Origin of the sequence: Enterobacter sp. SGAir0187 (assembly GCF_002952735.2) — a bacterium.
Lineage (GTDB): Bacteria > Pseudomonadota > Gammaproteobacteria > Enterobacterales > Enterobacteriaceae > Enterobacter > Enterobacter quasiroggenkampii.
Genome location: NZ_CP025034.2, coordinates 4,492,616 through 4,504,119 on the forward strand (window position 1 = coordinate 4,492,616; position 11,504 = coordinate 4,504,119).

General features: G+C 54.3%; 11 protein-coding genes, 1 pseudogene and 1 riboswitch. Of the genes and pseudogenes, 6 read left to right on the plus strand and 6 right to left on the minus strand.

All coding sequences use genetic code 11. From position 1 onward, the window contains the following. Window positions 1–506 precede the first annotated feature (506 nt). The 4 genes and pseudogenes from CWR52_RS21485 (at window position 507) to rlmA (ending at window position 3,693) form a co-directional block, all read left to right on the plus strand. A pseudogene (locus tag CWR52_RS21485) lies at window positions 507–651 on the plus strand (DUF2627 domain-containing protein). A gap of 13 nt (window positions 652–664) precedes the next feature. Further along, window positions 665–874, plus strand: a complete 210-nt coding sequence (gene cspE, locus CWR52_RS21490) for a transcription antiterminator/RNA stability regulator CspE (RefSeq protein WP_001062678.1) — start codon at window positions 665–667, stop codon at window positions 872–874. A gap of 237 nt (window positions 875–1,111) precedes the next feature. Then, window positions 1,112–2,812 carry a peptidoglycan glycosyltransferase FtsI gene (gene ftsI, locus CWR52_RS21495; RefSeq protein WP_104950708.1) on the plus strand — a complete coding sequence of 567 codons (1,701 nt, stop codon included), beginning with the start codon at window positions 1,112–1,114 and terminating at the stop codon, window positions 2,810–2,812. 65 nt (window positions 2,813–2,877) lie between these two features. Then, window positions 2,878–3,693, plus strand: coding sequence for a 23S rRNA (guanine(745)-N(1))-methyltransferase (rlmA, locus tag CWR52_RS21500; RefSeq protein WP_104950709.1), 816 nt, complete (start codon window positions 2,878–2,880; stop codon window positions 3,691–3,693). Here the strand turns inward: rlmA and mntP are convergent. The 5 genes from mntP to manX all read right to left on the minus strand — a co-directional run bounded on the left by mntP (window position 3,690) and on the right by manX (window position 7,845). Next, a complete protein-coding gene (gene mntP / locus CWR52_RS21505) occupies window positions 3,690–4,256 on the minus strand; it encodes a manganese efflux pump MntP (RefSeq protein ID WP_045908281.1) in 567 nt (188 codons plus the stop codon). The genes rlmA and mntP overlap by 4 nt on opposite strands. Window positions 4,257–4,265: 9 nt before the next feature. Next, window positions 4,266–4,456, minus strand: a riboswitch (yybP-ykoY riboswitch). Window positions 4,457–4,653: 197 nt separating this feature from the next. Continuing rightward, entirely contained in the window at window positions 4,654–5,112 is a 459-nt protein-coding gene (locus CWR52_RS21510) for a DUF986 family protein (RefSeq protein WP_104950710.1), read from the minus strand. Window positions 5,113–5,167: 55 nt separating this feature from the next. Continuing rightward, on the minus strand, window positions 5,168–6,019 hold the full coding sequence (locus CWR52_RS21515) for a PTS mannose transporter subunit IID (protein WP_006810994.1): 852 nt from the start codon (window positions 6,017–6,019) through the stop codon (window positions 5,168–5,170). A gap of 12 nt (window positions 6,020–6,031) precedes the next feature. Continuing rightward, a complete protein-coding gene (gene manY / locus CWR52_RS21520; RefSeq protein WP_024909729.1) occupies window positions 6,032–6,832 on the minus strand; it encodes a PTS mannose transporter subunit IIC in 801 nt (266 codons plus the stop codon). Between the two features lie 47 nt (window positions 6,833–6,879). Then, window positions 6,880–7,845, minus strand: a complete 966-nt coding sequence (gene manX, locus CWR52_RS21525) for a PTS mannose transporter subunit IIAB (protein WP_045908235.1) — start codon at window positions 7,843–7,845, stop codon at window positions 6,880–6,882. Between the two features lie 316 nt (window positions 7,846–8,161). Between manX and CWR52_RS23620 the strand changes: the two genes are divergently transcribed. Then, window positions 8,162–8,320: a protein YoaL gene (locus tag CWR52_RS23620; RefSeq protein ID WP_414650396.1), complete on the plus strand. Its 159-nt coding sequence runs from the start codon at window positions 8,162–8,164 to the stop codon at window positions 8,318–8,320. Continuing rightward, window positions 8,308–9,867: a CNNM family cation transport protein YoaE gene (yoaE, locus tag CWR52_RS21530; protein ID WP_008500492.1), complete on the plus strand. Its 1,560-nt coding sequence runs from the start codon at window positions 8,308–8,310 to the stop codon at window positions 9,865–9,867. Before CWR52_RS23620 ends, yoaE begins: the two co-directional genes overlap by 13 nt. A gap of 6 nt (window positions 9,868–9,873) precedes the next feature. Here the strand turns inward: yoaE and CWR52_RS21535 are convergent, their stop codons facing one another. Beyond that, window positions 9,874–11,472: an EAL domain-containing protein gene (locus tag CWR52_RS21535; protein ID WP_104950711.1), complete on the minus strand. Its 1,599-nt coding sequence runs from the start codon at window positions 11,470–11,472 to the stop codon at window positions 9,874–9,876. Window positions 11,473–11,504: the final 32 nt, after the last annotated feature.

The window sequence follows — 11,504 nt, forward strand, 5'->3', positions numbered from 1 at the left end:
CATATATTGTTGATGTAAACGCGCGCAGGAATGTTTTATTTTTATCGAAACGTTTTGCTTGCCTTCTTTTGATGCACAGTCATAAAAATTTCATTATTTTGGTGCATAACGCTGTTTATTCGCTGGTGCATTTTAATACAACTGGGCGCCGGTTATTAACACTGTTTTTTCTCTGAAACAATTTGGTCGCGTTACAATGATTTAAGCATAAGTTTTCACAAATTGTTCTAACTCAATCAAGACGTAAGATTTCTTTTCCTGTTTGCTGGACGGTTCGTAATGATTGAGCTATGTTAAAAAAGTCTTAGATTACAGCGGTTGTGAAAGCAACGCTGGGTCTTTGTTACGCAGCAGGGCTGTCTGTTCGTGATGCGCATAATTGTGCAAAACCTGACAGGCACTGTTCGAATTTGTGCGGCGGATCGAGACATGTTTAAAAATGGCTTGCCATATTAAACATAGTGTGTGATAACACGTTTTGGGTCAAACGAGGTACAGTTCTGTTTATGTGTGGCATTTTCAGTAAAGAAGTCCTGAGTAAACACGTTGTCGTTGAATACCGCTTCTCTGCCGAACCTTATATTAGTGCCTCATGCAGTAATGTCTCAGTTTTATCTCAGTTAATGCCTGCGGGCTAAGAAAACACTCTAAGGAATTTTGCAAAATGGCAAAGATTAAAGGTCAAGTTAAGTGGTTCAACGAGTCTAAAGGTTTTGGTTTCATTACTCCTGCTGACGGCAGCAAAGACGTGTTCGTACACTTCTCTGCAATCCAGGGTAACGGCTTCAAAACTCTGGCTGAAGGCCAGAACGTTGAGTTCGAAATTCAGGACGGCCAGAAAGGCCCAGCTGCAGTTAACGTAACTGCTATCTGATCGAACCGCTGCTGACTGAAGTGCCCGGCACTTCACTCTCAGACATAAAGCCTCGCCTGTCGCGGGGCTTTTTTATGTCCCTTATCTTTCAAAATATTACCATCCGCGGTCATGTTAGTAACTTGTTGCAAAGTTACGAGGTTAGTAGCATTGTTTCGCCACCTTCTCGCCGTCTTTTCCCGTTAAATCAGGGCGTTGTTTTACAGCCCTGGGGTTCAGGTGAAGAAGAAATTGATAATGACCGCTGGCAATTTCACGCCAGCGCGTTTTGCGCTGCTCTGTTTAGCTATTTTTTGTAGTCTGGCTTTTCTGCTGGGCCGCGTTGCCTGGCTGCAAATCATCAAGCCTGACAATCTGGTGAAGCAGGAGGATATGCGATCCCTCCGCCAGCTGGCGATTGATGCGCCGCGCGGCATGATAATGGATCGTGAGGGTCGCCCCCTGGCGGTGAGCGTGCCTGTCCAGGCCGTTTGGGCCGATCCTAAAACGGTGCTGGCAAAAGGGGGCGTCGGCCTTGATGAGCGCTGGCAGGCGCTGGCCAGCGCGCTGCATCTCTCCCTCGGCACACTCTCGGCACGCATCAACGCCAACCCACAGGGGCGTTTTATTTACCTTGCCCGTCAGGTCGATCCTGCGCAGGCAAAGTGGATCGACAAACTGAATCTGCCCGGCATCAATTTGCGCGATGAGTCCCGCCGTTTTTATCCTGCTGGCCATGTGGCAGCGAACCTGATTGGTTTCACCAATATTGACGGGCAGGGCATCGAAGGTGTGGAAAAGAGCTTCAACGCGCAACTCACCGGCAAGCCGGGTGTGCGTCAGGTAAGGGAAGACCGCTATGGACGCGTGGTTGAAAACCTGACCGAAATTGCGCCCGCACCGGCGCATAACATCCAGTTAAGTATTGACGAGCGGCTGCAAACCATCACCGAAGATGCACTCGACAATGCCGTGGCCTGGAACAAGGCCGAGTCGGGGGCGTCGGTGCTGATTAATATCCCAACCGGGGAAATCCTCGCCATGGCGAGCTACCCGGATTTTAACCCCAATAATCGTGAAGGGGCGACGATAAACGATTTTCGCAACCGCGCAATCAGCGATACGTTCGAACCCGGTTCGACCGTCAAGCCGCTGGTGCTGATGACGGCCCTGCAGCAGGGGCTGGTCCAGCCGGACAGCGTGATTGACACCCACCCGTATACCCTTGATGGACATCGCATTCGCGACGTGGGCTTTTACCCTGAGCTGACGATGACCGGGATCCTGCAAAAATCGAGCGACACCGGCGTTTCCCGACTTTCGCTGGCGATGCCTGTCCAGCATCTCATCGATACCTATCGAAACTTTGGTTTTGGCACCAATACGGGGCTTGGCTTAACGGGGGAAAGCTCGGGGCTGTTGCCACAGCGTAAATACTGGAGCCAGCTCGATCGCGCGACCTTTGCCTTCGGCTACGGGCTGATGGTTACGCCGCTCCAGCTGGCCCACGTCTACGCCACGATTGGCGGGTACGGGCTTGAGCGTCCGCTCTCGATCACCCGCATCGATCCCCCCGTTATCGGGCATCGCGTCATGCCGAAAGAGATTGCCCATGAAGTGGAGCACATGATGGAGAGCGTTGCGCTGCCGGGCGGCGGAGGCGTTAAGGCTGCCGTACGTGATTACCGGGTGGCGGTGAAAACCGGTACGGCGAAGAAAATTGACGATAGCGGGAAGTATGTCGATAAATATGTCGCCTACACGGCGGGGGTTGCCCCTGCCAGCAATCCGCGTTTTGCCCTGGTGGTGGTGATTAACGATCCGCAAAACGGGGCTTACTACGGCGGGGCCGTCTCTGCCCCTGTCTTCAGTGAGATTATGGGTAACGTGCTGCGTCTGGAGAATATCAAACCTGACGGGTTACCGGCAGGGTCCGATCACCTTATCGTCATGCGCTAACCGGGCGTTTATAACAGGGGCGAATAGCGGTACACTTCGCCCTTTGATTATGCTCCGGAGTTGCCATGTCCTTCAGCTGTCCCCTTTGCCACGCCCCCCTGACGCACTCAGATAAACGGTATACCTGTCCGCAGGGGCATCAGTTTGACCGGGCAAAAGAAGGCTACGTGAATCTTCTGCCGGTGCAGCATAAGCGTTCCCGCGATCCTGGCGACAGTGCTGAGATGATGCGGGCGCGCCGCGCGTTTCTCGATGCCGGACACTATCTGCCGCTGCGTGAGGCCGTCACGCAGATGCTCAATGATATTCTGCCTGCTTCAGCCACCGCCATGCTCGATATCGGCTGTGGGGAAGGGTACTACACCGCACGGTTTGCGGAGGTTGCCCGTGAGAAGGGCGCAAACACATTCGGTCTGGACGTGTCGAAAGTGGCCATTCGCGCGGCGGCGAAGCGTTATACCGACGTGACGTTCTGCGTGGCCTCCAGCCACCGGCTGCCGTTTAACGATGCCAGCATGGACGCGGTTATTCGCATCTACGCGCCGTGTAAGGCAGAGGAGCTGGCGCGCGTGGTGAAGCCGGGCGGATGGGTGGTCACCGTGACCCCAGGCCCGCGTCATCTGATGGAGCTGAAAGGGCTGATCTACGACGAAGTGCGTCTGCATGCCCCGCATTCAGAGCAACTGGGCGGTTTTACCCTGAAGCAGGCGGAATCGGTGGCGTACGAAATGACGCTGAAAGGGGAAGAGGCCGTCGCGTTATTGCAAATGACGCCGTTCGCGTGGCGGGCAAAACCGGAGGTGTGGGAAACGCTGGCGGCACATTCAACATTTCGCTGCCAGACGGACTTCAGCATCCACATCTGGCAGCGCGAAGATTAGCCGGCGAAGTGTGCCCAGAGGATCTGGGCGCCAATGCCAATCAGCACAATCCCCCCGAGGATCTCGGCGCGTTTACCCAGCAGCGGGCCGATAAACCGTCCTACCATCATGCCCAGCGTGGACATAATCAGGGTTGCACAGCCAATAGCCAGCGCGGTGGCGATAATATTGACCTGCAGAAAGGCCAGACCCACACCAACGGCCATCGCGTCAAGGCTGGTGGCAATGGCCGTGGTGACCAGCAGCCAGAAGCCGTGGCGGTGCTGCGGCTCCTCGTGTTCATCATCGCCGCCGCGAAAACCTTCAATGACCATTCGGCCTCCGAGGAACACCAGCAGGACGAAGGCAATCCAGTGGTTCCACTCCAGCACGAACTGGCTGGCGAGCATGCCAAGTCCCCAGCCGATAAGCGGGGTCAGCGTTTCGATAGCGCCAAAAATCAGGCCGGTACGAAGGGCTTCTGAGAATTTAGGTTTGTGTAGCGTGGCGCCTTTTCCGATGGAAGCAGCGAAGGCGTCCATGGACATGCCAAAAGCGAGAAGGATCGTAGCGGAGATATTCATAACAGCGTCCAGACCGGGGATATCCATATGACACATCACTGCCCCCAGTAAACAGCAGTTGATGTATCTATGGTCTCGCCTGATCGCAATGCACTTAAGATGTGCGGTAAGCGATCCGTACGTGCCACGTTTTTCAACGAGTATGTTGACACGTACATTTCCTGCGAACAGGAAATCGGCTACTCCCCAACGACGGGCGCAACCTTAACATATTTTGAGAATATAAAACAACAATGAAAAGGCATTATTTAAAACGTTTGTTGATAACGATTTTCATTTGTCTTTAATCGTGAAAATATCGTTAACAAATAGCGTATCAATTAGCCCTGGGATATAGCTTCGGCTATATTTCTTGCGCAAAATAAACACAGGATATAGCCGTTGCTATATATCTAACTCATTGAGTTTTAACGAGTAACTTGTATATCTTTTCCAGGTCATCAATATTCTTCACCCGAATAAGCAGGCGGCGTTGTTCTAATTGCATCACCAGCACGCCGTCTTCGGATAAATTCATCTCTTTAATACGGTTATATTCTATCCATACATTGGCGAAGAAGAATCCGTGGGATTTAAAAATGATTTTTGGTGTGCGGATCCAGAACAGATAAATCGCCATTAATGCCAGCGCACATAATAACCATGTGGTTAATAATGCACCATGGCTGGTGACGTTATTGTAAATAAGAATGGCGATGAGACCCACGAAGATAAAGGCATCCACGCGCCCGCGTCGTAGCAGGGGAAGGGAGAGCAGCGTCTCGCCGTGACGGCGGGGCATAATGAACTCGTCATAGATCGCGTAAGTCAGAAGAGCAACAACAAACAAAACCAGTACGATGTCCGTGACAGTCATTCATCCTCCAGATAAAAAAAACCGGGGGCAAGCCCCCGGCCTATAGCATTGATACTTACAGACCCAGCAGGCCGACGGCGTAGCCCGCAATACCGATGACGAAGAAGCCAACGATGATCCACAGCGGGTTCACTTTCTTACGCAGCAGCCACATACAGGCGAAGGTCAACAGCAGCGGGACCAGGCCCGGCATCAGCTGATCCAGAATCGTCTGCACGGTGGTGACGCGGGTCTGACCATCCTGTCCGGTGATGGTCGATACCACCAGCGGGATGTTCACGTGCGTCCACTTGTTTACCAGCGCGCCCATGACAAACAGGCCGAGGATTGACGCCCCCTCAGTCAGTTTCTGCAGGAAGCCGCCGCCCATGTCCTTAACGATGTCCACCCCTTTACGGTAGCCGTAGGCCACGCCGTAGTAACGGGTCAGAAGACGCACGGCGTTGAACAGGATGAAGAACAGCAGCGGGCCAAGCAGGCTGCCGCTCATCGCGATACCGGCACCCAGTGCCGCGAAGACCGGACGCACGGTACCCCAGAAGATAGGGTCACCGACACCGGCCAGCGGACCCATCAGACCGACTTTGATACCGTTGATGGCACCATCGTCAATCTCTGCGCCGTTTGCACGCTGCTCTTCCATCGCCAGCGTTACGCCCAGAACGGGGGCCGCAACGTAAGGATGGGTGTTAAAGAATTCCAGGTGACGCTTGATGGCCTGACGGCGTGCTTCGTTGTTTTCCGGGTACAGGCGTTTGATCGCCGGTACCATGGAGAAGCAGAAACCCAGTGCCTGCATACGTTCGAAGTTCCATGAACCCTGAAACAGGTTAGAACGGATGAACACGCCACGAATATCACCCGGAGTGAGTTTTTTCTCGGTGGTAGTTTTTGTCATATCAACCATTTCGCTCACCTGTTAGTCCAGTTCGTTATCGAGATCGTTGTTACCAGCAGCCTGCGCTGGGGCACCCGCAACGCGGTTATATTTCGGGCTGAGCTGGATGTAGAGAATCGCCATCACCGCACCGATCACACCCAGTGCAACCAGGTTGAAGTTGGTGAAGGCCGCGGTCACGAAGCCGAGGTAGAAGAACGGCATCAGGTAGCCTGCGCGCATCATGTTGATGACCATCGCATAACCAACGACCACGATCATACCGCCCGCGATGTTCAGGCCGCCGGTGACCACTTCAGGAATGGCGTTCAGCATGCTCTGGACTTCACTGGTACCCACAGAGATCGCGACGATAACCGCCGGGATTGCGATACGCATCGCCTGCAGGAACAGGGATGAAACGTGGATCCATGACAGGGCCGTGAGGTTGCCGTTGTCGGCCGCCTTATCCGCCGCGTGCTGGAAGGCAACGGTGATAGTACGAACGATGATGGTCAGAACCTGGCCTGCGGCTGCCAGCGGGATCGCCAGGGCGATACCTGCACCAATACTCTGGTGACCGGCAATAACCAGAACGGTCGAAATGATAGAGGCCAGCGCGGCATCGGGCGCAACTGCCGCACCGATGTTCATCCAGCCCAGGGCGATCATTTCCAGGGTACCACCGATGATGATACCGGTTTTCATGTCACCCAGAACGGCCCCAATCAGCGTACAGGCCACCAGAGGACGGTGGAACTGAAATTCATCAAGTACGGATTCCATACCCGCAATACATGCGACCACGAACACCAGCACAATCTGAAGAGTGGTAATCTCCATTGTACTTCTCCTATTACATAAGCATTATGTGAAAAACCGGCGCGGGCTTATTTCCCAACTTTGCCGATCAAATCCATCATTTTCAGTTTCTGGTCCGTGGAAACCTTACGGGCTTCCAGCTCAATACCGCGTGCATTCAGCTTGTTGAATGCTTCGATATCTTTCGCATCGACTGAAATGGCGTTGTTGACCTGCGTTTTGCCCTGACGGAATGCCATACCACCAATGTTAACGGAGGTGATTTTCACGCCGCCTTCAACAATGCGCTCAACGTCTGTTGGGTTAGTGAACAGGAGCATCACGCGTTCGCCCGCATATTTCGGGTTGTTGTAAACGCGAATCATCTTGGCGACATCCACAACGTGCGCGGTAACGCCAGGAGGAGCAACCTGAGTCAGAAGGGTTTTACGTACGGTATCAGCGGCCACTTCGTCGCTGACCACGATAATGCGTCGAACGTTGGTCTCTTTGGTCCAGCGCGTGGCAACCTGACCGTGGATTAAGCGGTCATCAATACGCGCAAGGCCGATCACCATGTAATCATTCGGGCCCATTGGTTTTGCCGGTGCCGCCGCTTTCGGTGCCGCTGCAGGCGCAGGGGCAGGTTTTTCAACCGGCTGTGCCTTCAGGGCCTTAACCCCTTCACGGCCGGTTTCAACGGCCAGTGCAACCAGCTCATCGAAGGACGGATTGTCGTCGCGCGCCATAAGGGTTTCCACCAGCATGGGAATATTGACCCCGGCGACAACTTCATAGTGCTCTTTATCGACGACAATGCGGCTGGCAGCATTGAACGGGCTGCCGCCCCATGTATCAACGAGAAACAGCACGCCTTTGCTGGTATCCAGCTTCTCGAGCTGAGCGTTGTACTTCTCTATCAGCGTCTCGGCGTTTTCACCGGGAACGAAATCGATCCAGCCGACGTTTTCCTGCTCGCCCAACAGCATCTCTGCCGTTTTGAGTAGCTGCTCAGCAGCCCAACCATGTGTGCCTATGACAATAGCAATGGTCACTTGCTACCTCCTTTTATTATCATTAATACGCCTGCCAGGCAGTCGTACTGAGAATCGTATTGGCGAACCGAATCGATTCAGATAAGGGTTAGAGTTCAAAAAACTAAGACTTCCGCGAATTATTTTAGATAGTGAAAAAATAATTTATGTGATGAAGATCCGTAATTTAGCCACGCGTTGCAGAATTATCTGTAGCGTAAAGCCGCTGTGTTACAGAACTTTGCAAAGGAACGTAAATCTTTGCTAAAAACACAGTCTCTCTGATATGTTTAGCCTCCGTTTAATTGTTCAGGAGTATAGGGCTCCAGCCCACTATATGGACCGTCACCGACGTCAGTCATCTTTCAGGCCATTCCGCGCCTTTTTCACCGGCGATCTTCGCCACGTATCGACTCTGTTTACCTCTGTTTTGCCCACATTGAGTGGGGCACCGTTTCGTCATTCCTTTAGCAGGAGCTTGTCATGGAATTCTTAATGGACCCGTCAATCTGGGTGGGATTGCTCACGCTGGTGGTGCTGGAGATCGTTCTCGGCATTGATAACCTGGTGTTTATCGCCATCCTTGCGGATAAGCTGCCGCCAAAACAGCGTGATAAAGCGCGTCTGATTGGACTCTCGCTGGCGCTGGTCATGCGACTGGGGCTGCTCTCCGTCATCTCGTGGATGGTCACGCTGACCAAACCGCTGTTCTCCGTCATGGATTACACCTTCTCCGGGCGTGATTTAATCATGCTGATCGGGGGGATATTCCTGCTCTTCAAAGCGACGACAGAACTTCATGAGCGGCTGGAAAACCGTCAGCACGATGATGGGCACGGTAAAGGCTATGCCAGTTTCTGGGTGGTGGTGCTGCAGATCGTGGTGCTGGATGCGGTCTTCTCGCTGGATGCGGTGATCACGGCGGTCGGCATGGTGAACCATCTGCCGGTCATGATGGCAGCGGTGGTTATTGCGATGGCGGTCATGCTGCTGGCGTCGAAACCGCTGACGCGTTTTGTGAACCAGCATCCAACGGTGGTGGTACTGTGTCTGAGCTTCCTGCTGATGATTGGTCTGAGCCTGGTGGCGGAAGGCTTTGGCTTCCATATTCCGAAAGGCTACCTGTACGCCGCGATTGGCTTCTCGATCCTGATCGAGCTGTTCAACCAGATTGCGCGCCGTAACTTTATCAAGCAGCAGTCGAATCAGCCGCTGCGCGCCCGTACCGCAGATGCCATTCTGCGCCTGATGGGCGGTCGTCGTCAGGTGAACGTCCAGTCTGATTCCGAAAACCATAACCCGGTTCCGGTCCCGGAAGGGGCATTTGTGGAACAGGAACGCTACATGATTAACGGCGTGCTCTCTCTGGCCTCCCGTTCGCTGCGCGGCATCATGACGCCGCGCGGGGAGATCAGCTGGGTCGATGCTAACCTGAGCGTTGATGAAATTCGCCAGCAGCTGCTCTCTTCACCGCACAGCCTGTTCCCGGTATGTCGTGGTGAACTGGATGAAATCATCGGCGTGGTGCGGGCGAAAGAGATGCTGGTCGCCCTGGAAGAGGGCGTTAACGTCGAAGCCGTTGCTGCTGCATCGCCTGCGATTGTGGTGCCGGAAACGCTGGATCCGATCAACCTGCTCGGGGTGCTTCGCCGCGCTCGCGGTAGCTTTGTTATTGTCACCAACGAGTTTGGCGTGGTGCAGGGGCTGGTGACGCCGCTGGACGTGCTGGAAGCGATCGCCGGTGAATTCCCGGATGAAGACGAAACGCCGGAAATTGTTGCCGATGGCGAAGGCTGGCTGGTTAAAGGTACCACCGACCTGCACGCGCTCTCGCACACGCTGGGGCTGGAAAACGTGGTCAACGATGAAGAAGACATCGCGACCGTTGCCGGTCTGGTTATCGCCGTAAATGGCCAGATCCCGCGTGTTGGCGATGTGATCGAGCTGCCGCCGCTGCACATTACCATTGTCGAAGCCAATGACTATCGCGTTGATATGGTCCGTATTGTTAAAGAACAATCTGCCCACGACGAAGATGAGTAAGTCTGCTTAACGCAGCGGCATTAAGGGCACGATGTGCCCGTTATGACGCGCTGGCGGGGGAGCACTTCCCGCCAGCCAGTCTGGAAAATCCCGTAGCGGCATCGGCCGCGCATAGAAAAAGCCCTGCAGGACTGGAACGCCGTGACGGCGTAAATAGCGCGCCTGCTCTTCCGTTTCGACCCCTTCCGCAACCAGCTCGATATTCAGCCGCTGGCCCAGCGCAATGATCATGTCCGTCACCGTTGAATTCACGGCATCCGTGCCAATGGCGGTGGTAAAGGACTGGTCGATTTTCAGGACGTCCGGATGCAGCTTCTCAAGCCAGGAGAGGGAGCTGTTCCCGGTGCCAAAATCGTCGATAGCGAGCTTCACGCCTTTGCGATGCAGTTCGCGCACGATGCGATAATCCGCGTCCAGCAGCGCATCCCGTTCCGTGAGTTCAATCACCAGCTGCTGTCGCGGATTGGCGCTGAACCAGAGACGGTTCAGGTCATGTACCAGTACAGCGTGACGGAAATGGCTGGCGGCAACGTTAATGCCGATATGGAAACCGGCGCTGGACGGGAAGTAGCCTATCTGGCGCACCGTTTCGGCGATGACATAGCGGGTCAGGGGGACAATCTGGTTATGTTCTTCTGCCAGAGGGATAAACACCTCCGGGGTGATCCAACCCTGACGGGGATTATTCCAGCGCAGCAGGATCTCAACGCCCGTGCACGCCTGGGTGCGGGCATTCACCAGCGGCTGGCAGAAAAGCTCAAATTCCCGCGCCGCAATGCCCATATCGATCTCCCACGTAAAGCTCATCCGGTTTGCCGTCGCCAGCCAGGCGAGATAGCCCAGCAGCAGGCTGAGCATCAGCCCCAGCGGCAGCTGGGCGGGCAGGCTTTTTAAGGCTAACTCACCGGGGCCAGGTCCGCTGACCGTAATGGTGAAAGGATTTCGGGTTGAAGATTGCTGGAAAAGGGCGCTCTTTTCATCAAACGTCAGGCTGTCGGTGACGCGTTGACCGTAGCGTAAAAAACGATCGCCGACTGTCAGCACCACGTCATTGATGAGCGGACGCTGGGGCTCGAGGATCATTCTGGCGATCAGGTCGATATTAATAATCTCGACGACGCCTTCTTCACCGTCCCGGGAGACGGGATACCACTGGATCAAAACAGGGCTGCCCTTAAGCAGCCACTGGTCGGTCGATAAAATCAGCTTTGCCGTGCTGGCGGGGAGTTCCTGAAGGACGTCACGAACAGGCTCGCTGCGGCTGCCGAAAATACTCGAACAATACAGGATACCGTCTTTAATCAGGGCGATAGAACGTACCGTCTGCAAAATGGCTGCCTGCTGTCGCAGCGCCAGCTGCACCTGCGGGCAGGGCTGTCCCACCAGCGGCTGCAGCACGTTGCGGTGGTTTTCCAGCGAAAGTAGAACGTTATCAAGGGCGCGAACGGTATGGCTGGTAAAATCGAGGATCCGCTGTTGGTTAACGTTGCGCTGGGAAATAAAGCGAATGCCCAGCGTCAGGATGAGCGTGAGGAGCGCAACCGTCACACAGACGATAACGCGTTTTCGGCGATAGTTTTTAATGATCGTTTGTGCAGTTTGCATGAACGGTCGCCTGATAAGCCACCAGCCACAAA

Bases quoted from the DNA above. Each gene is read 5' to 3' on its own strand.
- cspE (WP_001062678.1), top strand. From the start codon at position 665: ATGGCAAAGATTAAAGGTCAAGTTAAGTGGTTCAACGAGTCTAAAGGT.
- ftsI (WP_104950708.1), top strand. From the start codon at position 1,112: ATGACCGCTGGCAATTTCACGCCAGCGCGTTTTGCGCTGCTCTGTTTA.
- rlmA (WP_104950709.1), top strand. From the start codon at position 2,878: ATGTCCTTCAGCTGTCCCCTTTGCCACGCCCCCCTGACGCACTCAGAT.
- mntP (WP_045908281.1), bottom strand. From the start codon at position 4,256: ATGAATATCTCCGCTACGATCCTTCTCGCTTTTGGCATGTCCATGGAC.
- CWR52_RS21510 (WP_104950710.1), bottom strand. From the start codon at position 5,112: ATGACTGTCACGGACATCGTACTGGTTTTGTTTGTTGTTGCTCTTCTG.
- CWR52_RS21515 (WP_006810994.1), bottom strand. From the start codon at position 6,019: ATGGTTGATATGACAAAAACTACCACCGAGAAAAAACTCACTCCGGGT.
- manY (WP_024909729.1), bottom strand. From the start codon at position 6,832: ATGGAGATTACCACTCTTCAGATTGTGCTGGTGTTCGTGGTCGCATGT.
- CWR52_RS23620 (WP_414650396.1), top strand. From the start codon at position 8,162: ATGGACCGTCACCGACGTCAGTCATCTTTCAGGCCATTCCGCGCCTTT.
- yoaE (WP_008500492.1), top strand. From the start codon at position 8,308: ATGGAATTCTTAATGGACCCGTCAATCTGGGTGGGATTGCTCACGCTG.
- CWR52_RS21535 (WP_104950711.1), bottom strand. From the start codon at position 11,472: ATGCAAACTGCACAAACGATCATTAAAAACTATCGCCGAAAACGCGTT.